The sequence below is a fragment of the Burkholderia sp. ZZQ-2 genome, assembly GCF_050768715.1.
Classification (GTDB): Bacteria; Pseudomonadota; Gammaproteobacteria; order Burkholderiales; family Burkholderiaceae; genus Burkholderia; species Burkholderia cepacia.
The window spans coordinates 33,796-50,964 of record NZ_LDVA01000092.1 but is presented as its reverse complement, the minus strand read 5'-3'; the positions used below and the strand labels follow the sequence as shown (position 1 = coordinate 50,964).

Below are 17,169 nucleotides of genomic sequence, written 5' to 3'. Positions count from 1 at the left end.
CGCCTTTGATTGATCGCCCAAGGCTGTCGCACCGGCCGCCGCGGGCGAACGCGCACGGAGCCCCTCTGATGGTTACAACCCCCCACTTGCTGGCTGCCGTGGATCTCGGCTCGAACAGCTTCCGGCTGATCGTCGGACGCGTCGAGGAAACGCCGGCGGGCAGCCAGATCTATCCCGTCGATGCGCTGCGCGAGCCCGTCCGGCTGGCCGCGGGCCTGTCGAGCGACAAGATGCTCGATCGCGCGTCGCAGGAGCGTGGCTGGGAGGCGCTCAAGCGGTTCGGCGAGCGCCTGCGCGATTTCCATCCCGATCATGTGCGCGCGGTGGCCACCAACACGCTGCGCGTCGCGAAGAACGCGGGCGAGTTTCTCGGCGAGGCGGAAGCGGCGCTCGGTTTTCCGATCGAAGTGATTGCAGGCCGCGAAGAAGCGCGCCTGATCTACGCGGGCGCCGCGCACTCGGTGCCGGCGAGCGCCGGCAAGCGGCTCGTCGTCGACATCGGCGGCGGCTCCACCGAATTCATCATCGGCTCGCACTACACGCCGATCGTGATGGAGAGCCTCTACATCGGCTGCGTGAGCCACAGCCGCGCCTTCTTCCCCGCCGGCAACGTCGACGAATACACGATGCGGCAGGCCGAACTCGCGGCCAAGCGCGAGATCCAGATCATTTCGAGCGAGTACAAGAAGGCCGGCTGGGACCAGGCGATCGGTTCGTCCGGCACCGCGCGTGCGCTCGCGGAACTCGTCGAGGCGAACGGCTTCAACGATCCGGGCATCACGCACGGCATTTCGCGCGGCGGCCTCGAGCGCCTGAAGCGTGCGCTGATCAAGTCGGAGAACGTCAACCGGCTGAAGCTGATCGCGCTGAAGCCCGACCGCGTGCCGGTGCTCGCGGGCGGCCTCGCGATCATGCTCGCGGTGTTCGAGGAACTCGGGGTCGACTACGTCGATACGACCGACGGCGCGCTGCGCCTCGGGGTGCTGTACGACCTGCTCGGCCGGACGCAGCACGAGGACATGCGCGCGGTGACCGTCGAGGGCTTTACGCGCCGCTACGGTGTCGATCGTGCGCAGGCCGAGCGGATCGGCGCGCTGGCGGGGCGTTTCTACGACGAACTCGAGGAAGCCGACGACGAAGCGCGCGAGGAAGGGCGGATGTTCCTCGGCTGGGCGGCCGCGTTGCACGAGATCGGCCTGTCGATCTCGCACAGCGCGTATCACAAGCATTCGGCCTATATCGCGAGCAACGCGGACATGCCGGGTTTTTCGCGCACCGACCAGGCGCGGCTCGCCGCGCTGGTGCTCGGTCATGCGGGCAAGCTCGGCAAGCTGTCGCAGGCACGCGAAGTCGAGTGGCCGCTACTGTTCTGCCTGCGGCTCGCGGCGCTGCTGTGCCGGCGCCGAACCGACGCGGGGCTGCCCGACATTTCCGTTTCGCAGATGAAGAAGGGCGGGTATGAAGTGCGCCTGCCGAGCGCGTGGGTCGAGCAGAACCCGCTGACCGACTACAGCCTCAGCCAGGAGGCGGCGGAATGGGAGAAGGTCGGAATCCCGTATCGCGTGGTGTATACGGGCGCGTAAAAGGCCGATAGCGGGGCCGGGACGGGCGGCAGGCTGGCTTGCCGCCCTCAGGATTGCCGCATGATCGTCCTGACGGCCGCTCAGTCCGACGAGCAGACGATCGCGGTCAGGAACGGAAACGCCTGCCTGACGGTCGCGTCGCTGCCGGCCTTGCGCACGGCTTCTTCCACCGCGCTTTTCGTGCCGCGCACCACGACGCCATAGGCCCAGTCGCCGATCGGCGTGCCGTCGCCGGTGCGGAAGATCGGGTCGTTCGCCTGGTAGCCGAGCACGACGTAGACGCCGAAGCCGTATGCGGTCAGCGAGTGGCTCGTGCGGAATGCATTGACCGAGTTCGATTCGACGTGCATCGGCTCCGACTGGATATCGCCGGCTGCGAGCAGCGGCGCGACGAACTTGTGCCCGGTCGAGTGGCAGTCGAGTGCGTCGTCGAGTGCCTTGGCCGATGCGGTGCCGGCGGTCGCAAGCGCGAGCAGCGATGCGCACAGGGCGGTCTTGAGAATGTTGTTTGTCATGCGCGGATGCAGGTTGTCCACGCGCATTATCGCGTGTTCCCGGAAGTGTCGTATCCGGGTTGCGGCGGCTGGGCCGGCCACCTCGTTCGATTCGTGACCTTTGCAAGCGTGACCGACGATGAAAGCGTTCGGACTTGCCGCGAATGCCCGGACATCGCATGAATCCGTTCGTCGCCGCTCAACGGCTTATCGCGTTCCCGTACCGCCCGGTGAGCACGAACCGGGCGCCGAACAGCGGCAGGACAAGAAAGCCGAGGCCTGCCGGCAATCCCCACAGCACATCGCCCCATATCGCGAGGAACGTGGCGGCCCGGGCCGTTTCCGCGGGCGCGGCAGGGTCGTACGCGACTTGCACGACAGTTCCGGGCGGACCGTCCATGCCGCCGTTCTGCACGAACTCGATGCGCTGGCCCTGGGCCGTTTCGAAGCGTATGGTCGGGTGTCCGCTCGACTTGACGACTACACCGGGTGCACGAGAGGCGTGCGAAAGGAAGACCGTCGTCCGGTAGGCCTGCACGACGCAGAAAGCGAGTACGGCGGCGCCGATGATCATGGCGATGACGGTCGCGATATTCATCGCCGGTTTTGCCGGGCGATCAGTCGAGGAGGCTGTCATGCGAGGTCCGGATGGTGTTGGGGGCGGCAAGTGGGTTCATTCACGCATCGTACGCATTGCGGAGGTAACCCGAGCTGCCGTCGTCGGTGCCGGTGAGCTGGGCCGAGATCTCCTGTCTCTCGCGGGACCAGGAGGCCGCCCAGCTGCGGAAGCCGAAGCGGTCGGCGGACGAAGCCCGCTCGTCGCCGCCGAAATGGCGCTTGACGAAGGCTGAAAACCGCGACACGGCTTCGTCGAAAGGAAGGTCCGTTTCGAGCATCCACATCTCGTATGTTTTCCGTTCATCCTCGACGAACTCGACAGCCAGATTCCCGATGGTGCCGAGGCCTTCGGGCAGTTGCAGGGACGACAGGGATGTCGGCATGGTCGACGAAACTCCGGTTTGGCATTGGGGCGCCGATAATGGTACCGCTACGGGTTCGAGTTGGCCCCGTTGAGGCGCCGGTTTGTCCCTGGGAAAAGGTGATTCGTGCGAGCGTACCGAAGTGGATAACCCGCGATGCTGCACCTCAATGAGTCGATTCGCGACGCAACTGACCGGTAACGGTCGAATGAAAGTGCTCGTCGTCGGTCTTTTATCGATGGCAACAGCGACGTTCGGCGCGACGCCGGGAATCGATGAGGCCGGCGGCCTGCGTCAGGTGCTTTCCTGCCCGCTGGCGGACGGGAGCCGCATTGCGCTCGACGCCCGCTCGCATGGGTTGGACGGCGATGCGCTGTTCGTGCGGCGGGGGCACAAGACCGGGCGCGCGTTCCTTGACATGCCGGAGACCGATTTCGTGGGCAGGATTGCGTTGTCTAGGTGCGTCGGCAAGACCCTCGTCTTCGTACTGAACTACGGATCGCCTTACCTGAAGGGCGTCGCAATCCGGCTGAATCCGGTCACGCATGTCGAAGAGCGGATCTATTTCGCGGAGAAGGCGCTTCCGCGGTGGCTGTATTCGGGGCGTCGGGAGATGTGGGTGATCATCCCCTACGAAGGCGGCGAGACGGACGGGAAGTATCTGGTTTATCGATATTCCGGATCGAAAGGGCGGCCATCGGAAAGCACGCCTGCCGATCGATTGCCGCTCGCGCCGCGTGATCTCGTGCGGATCGAGTGACTACGTGGCGCGAAATGCGGCGGTTGCCCGGGATCTTTCACGGGCCCGAAATGGAAAAGGGGTTACAACACTTCGTGTTGTAACCCCTTGATTCCGGTGGTCGGAGCGAAAGGATTCGAACCTTCGACCCTCTGATCCCAAATCAGATGCGCTACCAGGCTGCGCTACGCTCCGACGAGCCAAAGATTCTATCTTTGAATGGCTGATCCGGTCAATCCCTATATGCGGGTAAATGCCGCGGCGGCGAACGAGCCGCAATTTGCGACAATTCGCACGGTAATCGGCCGGCCCGCACGCATGGGCGCGGGGCCGCCCGCCGAAGCAAGGAGAACATCATGATGAACCTGATCCTGTGGCGCCACGCCGAAGCCGAAGACTACGCGACGAGCGATCTCGCGCGACAGTTGACCGTCCGCGGCCGCAAGGACGCGCAGGCGATGGCCAAGTGGCTGCGTGGCCGGCTCGAGACGAACACCGTGATCCTCGCGAGCCCGGCGGCCCGCACCGTACAGACCGTCGAGGCGCTGACCGACCAGTACCGGACGGTCGAGGCGCTCGCGCCGGGCGGCAGCGTCGACGACGTGCTGGCGGCGGCCGGCTGGCCGGACGGCATCGCGCCGACGGTCGTGATCGTCGGCCACCAGCCGACGCTCGGCAGCGTCGCCGCGCAACTGATCGCCGGCGGCGACGACAGCTGGAGCGTCAAGAAGGGCGGAATCGTGTGGCTCGCGAGCCGCACGCGCGACGGCAGCCGGCAGGCCGTGCTGCGGGCAGTATTGACGCCCGACCTGGTGTGAGGCCCGCCTGAAGCGCTTTGAAGGGTTTCGTCATACGGTTTCGCAAGCTTTCTGCTAAAGTCAATTCGGCGACACGTCATTGAAAGGACACGGTCGTGCCACATAACGGTCACGGCCGATTACTACATTGGCGGGCATGTCGTCCTATTCCTTACGATCAGGAAAGCCTAATGCGAGAACTGCCGACGCCTACGCTCCCTTTTGCCTCGCTGCCCCTCGACACGTCGCGGCGCCTCCTGCCGCGCGCTGCTGAAACCGTCACATCGGAGTATCGCCTGCGCGCCGCGTGGGCGCGTACGGAAGACGAATTGCGCGAAGCCCAGCGCCTGCGTTACAGCGTGTTCGCCGAAGAGATGGGCGCGCAGGTCAGCGGCCCCTCCGGTCTCGACGTCGATCCGTTCGATGCGTACTGCGACCACCTGCTGGTTCGCGATCTCGACACCCTGAAGGTCGTCGGCACGTATCGCGTGCTGCCGCCGCACCAGGCGGCGCGTGTCGGCCGCCTGTACGCCGAAGGCGAATTCGACCTGTCGCGCCTCACGCACCTGCGCGGCAAGATGGTCGAGGTCGGCCGCTCGTGCGTGCACAGCGACTACCGCAGCGGCGCCGTCATCATGGCGCTGTGGGGCGGTCTCGGCACGTACATGATGCAGAACGGCTACGAGACGATGCTCGGCTGCGCGAGCGTGTCGATGGCCGACGGCGGTCACTATGCGGCGAACCTGTACCAGTCGCTGTCGGCAGGTTCGCTGACGGCGCCCGAGTATCGTGCGTTCCCGCATACGGCCCTGCCGGTCGACGAATTGCAGACGGGCACCGTTGTAGCGCCGCCGCCGCTGATCAAGGGTTACCTGCGTCTCGGCGCGAAGATCTGCGGTGCGCCGGCCTGGGATCCCGACTTCAACTGCGCGGATTTCCTGACGCTGTTCCGTCTGTCCGACATCAACGCGCGCTACGCCCGCCACTTCCTGGGCTGAGCCGTCTGAACCGCGTCGCGCCCGCCTGCTGGTTCGGGCGCGTGCACGCGAACGCCGTCGTGCGGCATGAGCCGCGCGACGGCGTTCGTCCATTTGATCGACGTGTGTGAATCGGGCCCCGTTAATTTCGGCGATACGCGATCACCGGCGTGCCGTGAGACGGCACGTTCGGGAACGGCCCGGGGGAGGGCCGGACGGCAGCGGCGCGCTTAGTGCTTGCGCCGCCAGTCGAGCAGGTGGTGTTCGGCCATCCAGTGATGGATGATCCCTTCGCCGCCATGGCTGCGCTTGTATTCGCGCGACTCGAAGAACGACAGGGCGACGAACACCATCAGGCCGATGAACAGGCCGATCAGGCCGGCAATTTCCTCAGACGACATGGCAGCCTCCTTTCCACGGCACAGCGCCATGCGTACATAGTAGGACATGCGCGGCGCGACTCCGAAGCAGGATTTCCGCTAGACTCGGCGCGGTCCCGGCGTGCGATGGGCGCGCCGATTTCCGGAGCCTTACCCGATGACCCGTTTCATGCTGGCCGTGCTGGCCGCATCTTTTCTCGCTGCCTGTACCAGCGATCCTCATCAGGCCCGTCGCGGCCATCCGCCGGAAGATCCGGCCGACTATCACGGCGTGCCGACCGACATGACGCCGCCGACGATGCTCGATGCACCGCCGCCCAAACCGGCGCAGTAACGGATGTTTAAGGCCGCTCGGACCCGCTTAGGGCCGGTTCGGCGCGCCATCAGGCGCGGGCCGCGGGTGTATCGGTGCCGATGCGCCGCAACAGCCCCGGCAGGTAGCGCGCCAGCGTCGCGCCGCGCGCGGCCATGAACAGCAGCAGCGCGAACCAGAGGCCGTGATTGCCGAAGGTGCCGACGGCGGCGAGTGTGGCGACAACGAAGATCGAGAGCGACGCGACCATTGCGCGCATCAGCGATTGTGTCTGCGTCGCACCGATGAAGACGCCGTCGAGCAGGAAGCCCCAGACCGACACGATCGGTGAAATCGCGGCCCACGGCAGGTAGCGCAGCGCAACCTCGCGGATCTCGGCCTGATCGGTCAGGCGCGCGACGATCCAGCTGCCGGCGGCCCAGTACACCAGCGCGAACAGCAGCGCGCCGAGCGCCGACCAGAGCAGGGTGACGCGCACGGCCTGCCGGAAGGCACTGCGGTCGCGTGCGCCGGCCGCCGCGCCGACGAGTGCCTCGGCCGCATGCGCGAAGCCGTCGAGGCCGTACGCCATGAACGTCTGGAAATTCAGCAGCAGCGCGTTTGCCGCGAGCGTCGCATCGCCCTGTTTCGCACCGAGGTGCGCGAACCAGCCGAATGCGCCGAGCAGGCACAGCGTGCGCAGGAAGATGTCGCGATTGAGCGCGATCAGCCGCTTGAGTGCGACGCGGTCGGCGAGTGCACGTACCGCGATCGGCGCAAGGCCGCGCGGCCGTAGCCGCCACAGCATCCATGCGCCGAGCGCGAAGCCGCATGCGTCTGCCGTGGCCGTCGCGGCGCCGATGCCGGCAATGCCCCAGCCGAAGCCATACACGTAGAGCAGGACGGCGCCGATGTTGACCGCATTGATGAACACCTGCGCGACGAGCGCGAGCCGCACGCGCTGCACACCGAGCAGGTAGCCGAGCACGACGTAGTTCGCGAGCGCGAACGGTGCGCTCCAGATACGCGCGTGGCTGTAGGACAGCGCAGTCGCGCGGACGGCATCGCTGCCGCCGAGCGCCGACAGCGCAAACGACAGCAGCGGCACCTGCAGCGCCAGCACCGCGGCGCCGAGCGCGAACGCGACGATCAACGCGCGCAGCACGTTCAGGCGGATCCCGGCGGCGTCGCCGGCACCGTGCGCCTGCGCGACGAGACCGGTCGTCCCCATTCGCAGGAAACCGAATCCCCAGAACACGAAATTGAAGAACAGCCCGCCGAGCGCGACGCCGCCGAGATACTGCGCGCCGTCGAGGTGGCCGGCGACGGCCGTGTCGACGGCGCCGAGGATCGGCTGGGTCAGGTTCGCCAGGACGATCGGAAACGCGAGCGCGAGGACGCGCCGGTGCGTGACGGTGGCCGAGCCCGTGCCGGCCCCGTGCGGTAACGCGGATTCGGACATGGCGGACGCGTCAGGCGCGTTCCTGCACGCACACCCACGGCGAGACGACGACTGCCCACAGCTCTGGGTTGCGCGCCGCGTAATCGGCGGCGGTTTCGGCCGGCATGCGCGCGACGAAACCCGCGGACAGCCAGCGCGTGACCTGTTCGGCGTCGTCGGCGGCAACCGCTTCCGCGACGCTGACGAGATCGAGGTCGCGCGCAACGGACAGCAGCTTGCCCTGTGCGAAGAAGCGTTCGAGATCGCACCAGTCGATCTTGGCGGTTTCGCCGAGGAGTTTGGCGTAGAGGGGGCTGTGCGACGCGCCCGCGGCGGCGTGGTGATCAGAGGACATCGTTTTCTTGGAAAGACTGCGTGGTGGCGCCACTATAAACCATCCGGCCGGGCGGGCGGCGCGGGTGGCGGCCCGCTTACGCGTCGCGCAGCGCGCGGCGCACGATCTTGCCGGTCGGGGTCATCGGCAGGCTGTCGACGAACGCGATCGCGCGCGGATACTCGTGGGCGGCGAGGCGCGTGCGCACGTGGGCCTGCAGTGCCTGAACGAGCGCATCGTCGCCGGCGTGACCGGGATTCAGCACGATGAACGCCTTGACGATCTCGGTACGCGTCGCGTCGGGCACGCCGACGACGGCCGCCATCCGCACCGCCGGATGCGTGAGCAGGCAGTCCTCGATCGGGCCCGGGCCGATCCGGTAGCCGGCGCTCGTGATCACGTCGTCGTCGCGGCCGACGAAGCGGACGAAACCGTCGGCGTCGATCATGCCTGTATCGCCGGTGAGCAGGTAGTCGCCCGCGAACTTGTCGCGGGTCGCGTCGGCGTTGCGCCAGTACTCGAGGAACATCACCGGATCGGGGCGGCGCACCGCGATGCGCCCTTCGACGCCGGGCGGCAGCGGCGTGCCGTCCGCGTCGACGATCGCGACCGCATGGCCGGGCACCGCCTTGCCGATTGCGCCGGGCTGCGCATCGAACAGCGCCGCGCACGACGACAGCACCATGTTGCACTCGGTTTGCCCGTAGAACTCGTTGATCGTCACGCCGAGCGCGTCGCGTCCCCAGGCCGTCAGTTCGGTGCCGAGCGTCTCCCCGCCGCTCGCGACCGATTTCAGCGACAGCGCGTAGCGTTCGCGCGGTGCCGGGACGGTGCGCATCAGCTTCAGTGCGGTGGGCGGCAGGAACGCGTGGGTGACGCCGTGCCGGGCCATCAGCGCGAACGCGGCGTCGCCGTCGAATTTCTCGAAGCGGCGGGCGAGCACGGGCACGCCGTGATGCCATGATGGCAGCAGCACGTCGAGCAGGCCGCCGATCCATGCCCAGTCGGCGGGTGTCCAGAACAGGCGCGCGTCGCGCGGGAAGCACTGCTGCGACATCTCGACGCCCGGCAGGTGGCCAAGTAGCACGCGATGCGCGTGCAGCGCGCCTTTTGGCTTGCCCGTCGTGCCGGACGTATAGATGATGAGCGCCGGATCGTCGGCGGCCGTATCAGCCGGCACGAAGTCGGGCGTCTCGGCGGCGAGCGCCGCGTCGTAGCGCAGCAGGCCGGGAGCGTCGGGCGCATCGTCGCCGATGCAATAGATGGTGTGCAGTGCCGGCAACTGCGCGCGCAGCGATGCGATTTTCGCGTAGCCGGCCGCATCGGTAACGAGCGTGGCCGCCTCGCTGTTCGCGAGCCGGTATTCGAGCGCATCGACGCCGAACAACGTGAAGAGCGGCACCGCGATGGCGCCGAGCTTGTACGCGGCGAGGTGCGCGATGGCCGTTTCGGGGCCCTGCGCGAGAAAGATGCCGATGCGGTCGCCGCGCCGCAGGCCGGCGCGCACGAAGCTGTTCGCGAGCCGGTTAGAGGCATTCCTCAGGTCGTCGAATGTGATGCGGGACACGTCGCCTTGCGCCGTTTCGTGGATCAGCGCGAGGCGTCCGCTGCCGTCCGCCCATTTGTCGCAGACGTCCACGCCGATGTTGTAGCGGGCCGGAACGTCCCACGCGAAGCGGGAGAGCAGGTCGTCGTAGCGGTCGGTGGCGGGCAGCATCGCAGTGTCTCCTGGGTGGCGGCGTGGTGTCAGGCGAACGGCTTACATCAGGGTTTCACGCAGGGGAATCCACAATGACGCCTGAGGGTAGGGAATCCTCGCACTCGTCCAATTGCTGCGGCTCAGTGCACGATTCCGCAATGACGCATAAGATCACTTAAAAATCAGTGTGTGACCATGGATTTGCTTCTGATAGCTGCGGGGTTCAGCCTGATCGGAATCGGCGTGCTGGTAGCGTTCGCTTGTCGCGTCGATCCGTTGTCCGGCCGTTTCACCGGACGTCTGCGCAAGCGCTGACATCACCTTTCCCGATTTTCACCGCGACGGCACGCGATGCGTGCCGGCGTCGCGTGTCGTTCGTCGGGCGCTCAACGCGCCGGCAGGTAGCGTGACGGGTCGATCGACCGGCCGCCGTAGCGCAATTCGAAATGCAGCGCGACGCGATCGCTGTCGCTGTTGCCCATCTCGGCGATCGATTGCCCCTGCGTGACCGACTGGCCTTCCTTCACCAGCAGCGCACGGTTGTGCGCGTAGGCGGTCAGGTAGTCGGCGTTGTGCTTGAGGATGATCAGGTTGCCGTAGCCGCGCAGCCCGTTACCCGCGTAGACCACCACACCCGGCGCGGCCGCGACCACCGGTGTACCCGGCGAATTCGCGATGTCGATCCCCTTCGATTTCGAGCCGTCGAACGTGCGGACCACGTTGCCGGCCGCCGGCCAGATCAGCGCGATGCTCGTGGCCGGCTTGACGGCCGATTCAACCGGTGCGGAAGGCGCGGGGCGGGCCCGGCCGGCACTGCCGGTGCCGGTGGTCGACGGCGTCGATGCGGTGGTCGTGCCGGGCGGCGGCGCGACGCGCAGCACCTGGCCGACTTCGATCGCATCGGGGTTCGTCATCTGGTTCCAGCGCACGATGTTCGATACCGACGTGCGGTTGTCGCGCGCGATCTTGTAGAGCGTATCGCCGCGTTCGACGCGATAGAACCCGGGGCCGACGGGCGCGGAGCCGCACGCGACGAGCAGGGCGGCGCAGGCGGCTGCGAAGAGTCGCTTCGTTGTTGTTCCGAACATTGAACCTCGCAAGACCCTGCCGCTCGTGACGCGGCAGGCAACACAAAACGTCCGATTTTAACGGGTTCGACCCGCGCACCGCAGTTTGTGCCGTTGCCGGGGCGTCGGACGCCGGTTCGGCCGGCGTCTCAGCCCGCGTGGCCGGCGTCTCGGCCCACGTTTCAGCTGGCGAGCGGGAGGACGCGAATCCGCAGCGTGGCCGTTTCGGTCGCGCCCGGCGCGAGCATGCGCAGCCCGAGGCCGTTGTGGATCGCGTCCGGCAGGCCGAGCCACGGTTCGACGCAATAGAAGTCGGAATCCGGCTTTTCGGTCCAGGTCGTGACCGCGTACCACGGGATCGAGCCCGGCACGTCGAGCGCGATCTCGATCGTGCGGCGCCGGCCCGGCATCACGATGCGCACCGGCGTGGCCGGCACGCCGTCGAGGCAGTGGAAGCGGTCGAGGATATCCGGGTTGTCGAGGCGATAGCGCGCTTCGCCCGGCTCGGGCGGGCTGATCGAACCGTCCGGCTGCTGCGCGCAGCGATGCGTGGGCGGCAGTTCGAGCGTGGTTTCCGCGCGTTCGCCGTGCGGCAGCGCGAAATAGAAATGGTGACCGGCGTAGTAGGGCAGCGGCGTGTCGCCGCGATTGGTTGTCGTCAGCGCGACTTCGAGCGTGTGCGAGTCGGCCAGCCGGTAGGTCGTTTCGAACCGGAAATCGAACGGGTAGCTCGCGCGCAGTGCGTCGGTCGCGTCGAGCGTCATCGACAACGAGGCGCCGTCGGCCGACGGTTGCGCGGCGAACGGCAGGTCGCGCGCGAAGCCGTGCATCGGCAGGTCGCGTACCACGCCGGCGGCGTCGCGCCAGCGGCCGAGCTCGCCGTCGACGCGGTGACGGCCGAGGAACGGGAACAGCAGCGGGTTGCCGCCGCGCACGCGCGCGAGGTTGCTCCAGTCGGCCGTTTCCGGCCAGAAGATGACCGGTTCGCCGTCGACATCCCATGACAGCAGGCGGCCGCCGAATTGCGGAGCGACCCGGACGAGCGACGGGCCGGCGTGAAGTTCGTGAATGTCGTGTTGCTGGAAGGTCGGCATGGCGAATCGGGTTGGGCGGGTGAACGGGAACGGCGCGCTCCATTATCGGGCCGTGGCGGCTTGGGGAAAACCCTTCTCGGGAAATCGCGAGTTTTTAAGACCGTCAACGGTCGGGATAATGCCTCTAAACCGGTGAGGTTGCCGGGTCATGACACTTCGTGGAGGGGGCCATGGATCTGGCAATGGCAATGGGACTCGCACTGTTCGGCATGTTCACGGGCAGCACGGTATTATTTTTCTATCAGCTCGGCCGCTGACGGCAATTCCTGCCGAAATCGAAAGGCCCGCCATGCAAATGGCGGGCTTTTTGCTTTCCGGGCGCTTACAAGTTGCAAGCGTTTGTGTGCATTGCCGCAATATCCCGCCAAATGCCTTGGCGCAGTAATCCGGGCTCGGCATAATCGGGGCGCGTTTTTTCGGACGCGCATCGCGTCGTCCGCTTCTCTTCCCGCTCAATCTTCATTAAAAGGACCGACGCGTGAGTCTCTGGTTTCTGGTATTCCTGAGCGTCCTGCAGGGCGTCACCGAACTCTTTCCCGTCAGCAGCCTTGGCCATACGCTGCTCGTGCCGGCGCTGTTCGGCATGCACATCGACAAGCACGCACCGCAACTGCTGCCGTTCCTCGTTGCGCTGCACCTCGGCACCGCGCTGGCGCTGCTGTGGTACTTCCGCGCGCGCTGGATCGCGCTGATCGGCGGCTTCTTCGCGCAGCTCGGCGGCCGCAAGAACGACGACGGGCACCTGATGTGGGCGCTCATCATCGGTACGATCCCGACCGGCATCGTCGGGCTGCTCCTCGAGAAGCGCATCGAACGCGTGTTCCACGACCTGCGGATCGTCGCGATCGCGCTGATCGTGAACGGCGTGCTGCTGTGGCTCGGCGATCGCATCCAGCGTAGCCGCGCGCATCAGGCACCCGAAAAGATGACGTTCAAGCAGGCGTTTTTCGTCGGTCTCGCACAGATCGGCGCGCTGATTCCGGGTTTCTCGCGCAGCGGGCTGACGATGATCGCCGGCAATGCGGCGGGCCTGACGGCGGAGAAGGCCGCGGAATTTTCGTTCCTGCTCGGTACGCCGATCATCTTCGCGGCGGGCGTGCTCGAACTGCCGAAGCTGTTCCATGCGCGCGACCAGCTCGCCGATGCGCTGCTCGGCGGCGTGCTGACGGCGATCGCCGCGTACCTGAGCGTGCGGTTCCTGATGCGCTATTTCGAAGGGCGTGGCCGGCTGGCTTCGTTCGGCGTGTATTGCGTGATCGCCGGCGTGTTCTGCCTCGGCTGGTTCATGATGCATCCGCAGCCGGTCTGAGGCTGCGTTGGCCGGTTTCGCATGATGTGACGCGATGATCGGGTATAATTTCGGGCTCGGCTTCATGCCGGGCCCGTTTTGTTTCGGGGCTTCGAGTCTGGTTTGTGGTTTGTGGTTTGCCGGTTTTGCCGGTGCTCGAAGTCTTGCGTCAGATGCGGCTCGTGCAGGCCGTGTCTTTTCTCCCCGACCGCCCTTAGCTCAGCTGGATAGAGCAACGGCCTTCTAAGCCGTAGGTCACACGTTCGAGTCGTGTAGGGCGGGCCAGTCTCAGCACTTGAAGACCTTCACCAGTCCGCCCGCGGTACCCCCCTCACTCCACCGTAACCGATTTCGCCAGATTCCTCGGCTTGTCGATATCCGCCCCACGCAGACACGCCGCGTGATACGCGAGCAACTGCAGCGGCACGACGTGCAGGATCGGCGACAACAACCCGTAGTAATCCGGCATCCGCAGCACCGACACGCCTTCGCTGTTGTCGATCCGCGTATCTGCGTCGGCGAACACGTAGAGCTGCCCGCCGCGCGCCCGCACTTCCTGCATGTTCGACTTCAGCTTCTCGAGCAGCGCATCGTTCGGCGCGATCGTCGCGACGGGCATCGTGTGCGTCACGAGCGCGAGCGGCCCGTGCTTGAGCTCACCCGCGGGATACGCCTCCGCATGGATGTACGAAATCTCCTTCAACTTCAACGCACCTTCGAGCGCGATCGGGTAGTGCAGCCCGCGTCCGAGGAACAGCGCATTTTCATGCTGCGAGAATTCCCCCGCCCAGCGCTCGATCTGCGGCTCGAGCCCAAGTACGTCCTCGAGCGCGCCGGGCAGCCGCCGCAATTGCATCGTGTAGCGCGCGAGCTGTGCATCGTCGACGTAGCCGCGCAGCCGCCCGAGCGTGACGGCGAGAATGAACAGCGCGACGAGCTGCGTCGTGAACGCCTTGGTCGACGCGACGCCGATTTCCGGGCCGGCCCGCGTCAGGAAGCGCAGGCCTGCCTGACGCATCATCGCGCTGGTCGGCACGTTGCAGATCGCCAGCGTATCGATATGGCCGAGCGCCTGCGCATACTTCAGCGCGGCGAGCGTGTCGGCGGTCTCGCCGGATTGCGACACGCTCACCACCAGCGTATTCGGCGTTGCGAGCGCGTCGCTGTAACGGTATTCACTCGCGATCTCGACCTGGGCGGGCACGCGCGCGATCGTTTCGAGCCAGCGGCGCGCGGTCAGGCCGGAATAGTGACTCGTGCCGCACGCGAGAATCAGCACGTTGTCGATCTGCTCGAATGCGCGCGCGGCGTCGGGGCCGAATACGGCCGGATCGAACAGCCCGGCATCCGGGATGGTCGCGGCCACGGCCTGCGGTTGCTCGAATATCTCTTTCTGCATGAAATGCCGGTACGGCCCGAGTTCGACCGCGGCCTGCGCGGACGAAATGGTCTGTACCGCGCGCTCGACCGGCGCGCCACCGCGATCGAGTACGCGCACGCCGCCCGGCGTCAACTCGACGATGTCGCCTTCCTCGAGAAAGATGAAGCGGTCGGTGATGCCGGCGAGCGCGAGCGCGTCGGACGCAAGAAAGCATTCGCCATCCGTCACGCCGACGACGAGCGGCGAGCCGACCCGTGCGCCGATCAGCCGCTGCGGCTCGTGCTTGCTGAACACCGCGATCGCGTAGGCACCGTGAAGTTGCGACGTTGCCGCGCGCACGGCGGCGAGCAGGTCGCCGCGATACTTGCTGTGGATCAGGTGTGCGACGACCTCGGTGTCGGTCTGGCCGTCGAATTCGTAGTGCGCGTCGGAAAGTTGCTTGCGCAACGTTTCATGGTTCTCGATGATGCCGTTGTGCACGAGCGCGATTTCGTCGCGCGAGAAGATCGGATGCGCGTTGCAGGTGGCCGGCGCACCGTGCGTCGCCCAGCGCGTGTGCGCGATGCCGGTGCTGCCGGTCAGGCCGGCGGTGCGCACGTGCGCGTCGAGATCGGCGACGCGCGACACGCTGCGCTCGCGGCGCGCCTGGCCGTCGACGACCGTTGCCACGCCGCATGAATCGTAGCCGCGATATTCGAGGCGACGCAAACCTTCAATCAGAATCGGGACGATGTCCCGTTGCGCGACTGCGCCGACGATGCCACACATGACACGCCTCCTTCCCGTTTAGTGATCATGGACCGCACGCGCCGTTGCGTCAGCGCGATGCGGTTGCCGTTGCCGCCGCCGTCGTGAGCCCGCATCGAGCGGGGATGACGGGATCGGCCATCCGGCTTTCGAATGCCAGATAAAGCGACTCTTCCAATACGTTCCAGTGCGCGCCGTGCCGGTATGGCCCCGATCGCGCTTGCCAGCAGGCAACCGTGCTCCAATCGTTCATCTTGACCGCGACCAGCGCGATCAGGCTCCACGGGTAGTCGGTGTTGGCAAGTTGCGGCCAGCTCCTGCCGTACTTCCGGATCCACCGTGCATAGATCGCCTCGCTGGATTGTTCGGGAACCTGAATACCGGAAAGGAGCGGGAGGATCTGCGCGATCTTCGCCGGGTAAAAACTCGCATCGCTGACCTGCTGCGTGCTGGCGCGAAAACCGGATGCCGTGCCGCGCCAGAACACCTTCAGGATCGCGGAGGCAAGCTGGTCGGCGCGCAGGCTCCACGGGCCCGCATGCGTGTAGTCGGCGCGCCGGACGTAGTACGCCGCGAGTGCCTGGAACGCGCTGTGTACCTCGACGTTGTCCATCAGCAGCGCGACGTGCAGTGAAGACGAGATCTGATACACGCCGGAGGGCTTGTCGAGCAGCGTCTCCAGATGCATGGCGGCGCGGTTCAGGCTGAGTTCCCACGCGGCGGGCAAGCCGCCGGGCGGCGCGAAGCGGGCGAGCAATTCGATCCAGGTCGCCGTCATCGCGTCGTCGGTTTCCGCTTCGGCACATGAGCGGTAGCGGCCGTCCTTCACGCAGTAGCGATCGAAGCCGCCATCCGGGCGCTGGCGCGGCAGCAACCATGCGATCCACGCGAGTGCGGCCTGACGGGCGTCGAGTTGCGCGTCGGACGCGGCGAGCAGCGCTTTTGCCGCGAAATACGGATCGATGCCGACGCCGTTCAGGCGCACGGTGATCGCACCGTCGGTGCGCTGGTACAGCCCTTCGAGCCGGAGCTCGGCGGCGCTCGCGTGCAGTGCGAAGCCGCACGCGGCGAGACAGCAGGCGACGTGCCACAGGCGGCACAGTGCGATGGTGGCCGCGACGCGCGAGCGTGCGGTCGGGGAAAGCGCGGGCCGTTTCATGTCTTGGGCTCCTGCGCGGGGTCCTGTGCAATCGTCGCCGGGTGCGGCGTTGGCCGCGTCGCGCCTGGCGAGCGTGTCGACGTTGCGGCTCGGTTCACGGTGATGCGGGTGAACCCGAGGCTCGTACCGGGATATGCGTCCACGAGGCAGTTCCGTGCATCGGAGCCTGAACCTGGCCCGCGGATCGCGTATTGCAACAGGACACGTCGGCACGCGCGGTGCGCAGGAGCGCTTGTTTTTAGCTCCCGGCGGACGCGTCGCGTTTCCTCCCGGCTTCGTTGCTTGGGCGTCCCCGTTCGTCCGCTGTCCGGCGCGTGCTTCGAGGTACACCTGACTGTCATTAAGCAAGGCGTGAGCCATCGGCCGCGATGCCGCGCGCAGCAAGGAGCAGGGGCGGAGGCCGGGGGCGTGGCGCGGACAGCGGCGGCGGATTTTGATTCATCGAAGAATCAGCCCGCGTGCAGGCCGATTGCCCGCGCGCGACCGGGATTGCAGCCCGCACGTTCGATGGGTCCAGCGAATCGTCTGTCGAACGCGTACCGCGCCGGCAGCGTGACTTTGCGCGGTGATGCGCGCGGTGTCGTTCGTTGTGTGCGCATCGGCCGGGGTGCCGATGCGATTCATGCAGGCGCATGCGCCGCATTGGCCGCGCGTCGATGTATCCGCCCCGTTTCGGATCAGCGTTACACATTCGCAACATTTCGCATGCATCGATTC

The 17,169-nt window shown here is 66.6% G+C and carries 17 protein-coding genes and 2 tRNA genes; 7 read left to right on the top strand and 12 right to left on the bottom strand.

Features of this window, described 5'->3' with window-relative positions:
* Positions 1-68: 68 nt before the first annotated feature.
* On the top strand, positions 69-1,583 hold the full coding sequence (ppx, locus tag ABY44_RS04535) for an exopolyphosphatase (RefSeq protein WP_027787866.1): 1,515 nt from the start codon (positions 69-71) through the stop codon (positions 1,581-1,583).
* Between the two features lie 80 nt (positions 1,584-1,663).
* Here the strand turns inward: ppx and ABY44_RS04530 are convergent, their stop codons facing one another.
* From ABY44_RS04530 to ABY44_RS04520, 3 genes are all read right to left on the bottom strand, one after another.
* Positions 1,664-2,098, bottom strand: coding sequence for a hypothetical protein (locus ABY44_RS04530; RefSeq protein ID WP_027787865.1), 435 nt, complete (start codon positions 2,096-2,098; stop codon positions 1,664-1,666).
* A 178-nt stretch (positions 2,099-2,276) separates the two neighbouring features.
* Positions 2,277-2,714 carry a DUF3592 domain-containing protein gene (locus ABY44_RS04525; RefSeq protein ID WP_081072824.1) on the bottom strand — a complete coding sequence of 146 codons (438 nt, stop codon included), beginning with the start codon at positions 2,712-2,714 and terminating at the stop codon, positions 2,277-2,279.
* A 40-nt stretch (positions 2,715-2,754) separates the two neighbouring features.
* Positions 2,755-3,078: a hypothetical protein gene (locus tag ABY44_RS04520; RefSeq protein ID WP_060173813.1), complete on the bottom strand. Its 324-nt coding sequence runs from the start codon at positions 3,076-3,078 to the stop codon at positions 2,755-2,757.
* Between the two features lie 187 nt (positions 3,079-3,265).
* Here ABY44_RS04520 and ABY44_RS04515 point away from each other — a divergent pair, with 187 nt between their 5' ends.
* Positions 3,266-3,817 carry a hypothetical protein gene (locus ABY44_RS04515; protein WP_060173814.1) on the top strand — a complete coding sequence of 184 codons (552 nt, stop codon included), beginning with the start codon at positions 3,266-3,268 and terminating at the stop codon, positions 3,815-3,817.
* 97 nt (positions 3,818-3,914) lie between these two features.
* On the opposite strand, the gene ABY44_RS04510 is transcribed toward ABY44_RS04515, so the two are convergent.
* Positions 3,915-3,991, bottom strand: a tRNA-Pro gene (locus tag ABY44_RS04510).
* Positions 3,992-4,152: 161 nt separating this feature from the next.
* On the opposite strand from ABY44_RS04510, the gene sixA reads away from it, so the two are divergent.
* Together sixA and ABY44_RS04500 are read left to right on the top strand one after the other, a co-directional pair.
* A complete protein-coding gene (gene sixA, locus ABY44_RS04505) occupies positions 4,153-4,614 on the top strand; it encodes a phosphohistidine phosphatase SixA (protein WP_027787862.1) in 462 nt (153 codons plus the stop codon).
* 170 nt (positions 4,615-4,784) lie between these two features.
* On the top strand, positions 4,785-5,591 hold the full coding sequence (locus ABY44_RS04500) for a GNAT family N-acetyltransferase (protein ID WP_021157266.1): 807 nt from the start codon (positions 4,785-4,787) through the stop codon (positions 5,589-5,591).
* 209 nt (positions 5,592-5,800) lie between these two features.
* Here ABY44_RS04500 and ABY44_RS04495 read toward each other — a convergent pair whose 3' ends face one another.
* Positions 5,801-5,971 carry a hypothetical protein gene (locus ABY44_RS04495; RefSeq protein ID WP_162922944.1) on the bottom strand — a complete coding sequence of 57 codons (171 nt, stop codon included), beginning with the start codon at positions 5,969-5,971 and terminating at the stop codon, positions 5,801-5,803.
* A 136-nt stretch (positions 5,972-6,107) separates the two neighbouring features.
* Between ABY44_RS04495 and ABY44_RS04490 the strand changes: the two genes are divergently transcribed.
* Complete coding sequence (locus tag ABY44_RS04490) at positions 6,108-6,284, top strand: hypothetical protein (protein ID WP_091922310.1); 177 nt, start codon at positions 6,108-6,110, stop codon at positions 6,282-6,284.
* Positions 6,285-6,333: 49 nt separating this feature from the next.
* Here the strand turns inward: ABY44_RS04490 and ABY44_RS04485 are convergent, their stop codons facing one another.
* The 5 genes from ABY44_RS04485 to ABY44_RS04465 all read right to left on the bottom strand — a co-directional run bounded on the left by ABY44_RS04485 (position 6,334) and on the right by ABY44_RS04465 (position 11,877).
* The gene (locus ABY44_RS04485; RefSeq protein ID WP_060173815.1) at positions 6,334-7,704 is read right to left on the bottom strand and encodes an MATE family efflux transporter; all 1,371 of its coding nucleotides are present in this window, start codon (positions 7,702-7,704) and stop codon (positions 6,334-6,336) included.
* 10 nt (positions 7,705-7,714) lie between these two features.
* Entirely contained in the window at positions 7,715-8,038 is a 324-nt protein-coding gene (locus tag ABY44_RS04480; RefSeq protein ID WP_060173816.1) for a DUF2288 domain-containing protein, read from the bottom strand.
* Between the two features lie 76 nt (positions 8,039-8,114).
* A complete protein-coding gene (locus tag ABY44_RS04475; RefSeq protein ID WP_060173817.1) occupies positions 8,115-9,734 on the bottom strand; it encodes an acyl-CoA synthetase in 1,620 nt (539 codons plus the stop codon).
* Positions 9,735-10,102: 368 nt separating this feature from the next.
* The gene (locus ABY44_RS04470) at positions 10,103-10,804 is read right to left on the bottom strand and encodes a peptidoglycan DD-metalloendopeptidase family protein (protein ID WP_027787858.1); all 702 of its coding nucleotides are present in this window, start codon (positions 10,802-10,804) and stop codon (positions 10,103-10,105) included.
* Between the two features lie 161 nt (positions 10,805-10,965).
* Positions 10,966-11,877, bottom strand: a complete 912-nt coding sequence (locus tag ABY44_RS04465) for an aldose epimerase (RefSeq protein WP_060173818.1) — start codon at positions 11,875-11,877, stop codon at positions 10,966-10,968.
* A 478-nt stretch (positions 11,878-12,355) separates the two neighbouring features.
* Here ABY44_RS04465 and ABY44_RS04460 point away from each other — a divergent pair, with 478 nt between their 5' ends.
* Together ABY44_RS04460 and ABY44_RS04455 are read left to right on the top strand one after the other, a co-directional pair.
* Positions 12,356-13,186, top strand: a complete 831-nt coding sequence (locus tag ABY44_RS04460) for an undecaprenyl-diphosphate phosphatase (protein WP_027787856.1) — start codon at positions 12,356-12,358, stop codon at positions 13,184-13,186.
* A 187-nt stretch (positions 13,187-13,373) separates the two neighbouring features.
* Positions 13,374-13,450, top strand: a tRNA-Arg gene (locus ABY44_RS04455).
* Between the two features lie 46 nt (positions 13,451-13,496).
* Here ABY44_RS04455 and glmS read toward each other — a convergent pair.
* Positions 13,497-15,314, bottom strand: a complete 1,818-nt coding sequence (gene glmS / locus ABY44_RS04450) for a glutamine--fructose-6-phosphate transaminase (isomerizing) (RefSeq protein ID WP_059695619.1) — start codon at positions 15,312-15,314, stop codon at positions 13,497-13,499.
* Positions 15,315-15,363: 49 nt separating this feature from the next.
* The gene (locus tag ABY44_RS04445; RefSeq protein ID WP_060173819.1) at positions 15,364-16,452 is read right to left on the bottom strand and encodes a hypothetical protein; all 1,089 of its coding nucleotides are present in this window, start codon (positions 16,450-16,452) and stop codon (positions 15,364-15,366) included.
* Positions 16,453-17,169: the final 717 nt, after the last annotated feature.

Bases quoted from the DNA above. Each gene is read 5' to 3' on its own strand.
- ppx (WP_027787866.1), top strand. From the start codon at position 69: ATGGTTACAACCCCCCACTTGCTGGCTGCCGTGGATCTCGGCTCGAAC.
- ABY44_RS04530 (WP_027787865.1), bottom strand. From the start codon at position 2,098: ATGACAAACAACATTCTCAAGACCGCCCTGTGCGCATCGCTGCTCGCG.
- ABY44_RS04525 (WP_081072824.1), bottom strand. From the start codon at position 2,714: ATGACAGCCTCCTCGACTGATCGCCCGGCAAAACCGGCGATGAATATC.
- ABY44_RS04520 (WP_060173813.1), bottom strand. From the start codon at position 3,078: ATGCCGACATCCCTGTCGTCCCTGCAACTGCCCGAAGGCCTCGGCACC.
- ABY44_RS04515 (WP_060173814.1), top strand. From the start codon at position 3,266: ATGAAAGTGCTCGTCGTCGGTCTTTTATCGATGGCAACAGCGACGTTC.
- sixA (WP_027787862.1), top strand. From the start codon at position 4,153: ATGATGAACCTGATCCTGTGGCGCCACGCCGAAGCCGAAGACTACGCG.
- ABY44_RS04500 (WP_021157266.1), top strand. From the start codon at position 4,785: ATGCGAGAACTGCCGACGCCTACGCTCCCTTTTGCCTCGCTGCCCCTC.
- ABY44_RS04495 (WP_162922944.1), bottom strand. From the start codon at position 5,971: ATGTCGTCTGAGGAAATTGCCGGCCTGATCGGCCTGTTCATCGGCCTG.
- ABY44_RS04490 (WP_091922310.1), top strand. From the start codon at position 6,108: ATGACCCGTTTCATGCTGGCCGTGCTGGCCGCATCTTTTCTCGCTGCC.
- ABY44_RS04485 (WP_060173815.1), bottom strand. From the start codon at position 7,704: ATGTCCGAATCCGCGTTACCGCACGGGGCCGGCACGGGCTCGGCCACC.
- ABY44_RS04480 (WP_060173816.1), bottom strand. From the start codon at position 8,038: ATGTCCTCTGATCACCACGCCGCCGCGGGCGCGTCGCACAGCCCCCTC.
- ABY44_RS04475 (WP_060173817.1), bottom strand. From the start codon at position 9,734: ATGCTGCCCGCCACCGACCGCTACGACGACCTGCTCTCCCGCTTCGCG.
- ABY44_RS04470 (WP_027787858.1), bottom strand. From the start codon at position 10,804: ATGTTCGGAACAACAACGAAGCGACTCTTCGCAGCCGCCTGCGCCGCC.
- ABY44_RS04465 (WP_060173818.1), bottom strand. From the start codon at position 11,877: ATGCCGACCTTCCAGCAACACGACATTCACGAACTTCACGCCGGCCCG.
- glmS (WP_059695619.1), bottom strand. From the start codon at position 15,314: ATGTGTGGCATCGTCGGCGCAGTCGCGCAACGGGACATCGTCCCGATT.
- ABY44_RS04445 (WP_060173819.1), bottom strand. From the start codon at position 16,452: ATGAAACGGCCCGCGCTTTCCCCGACCGCACGCTCGCGCGTCGCGGCC.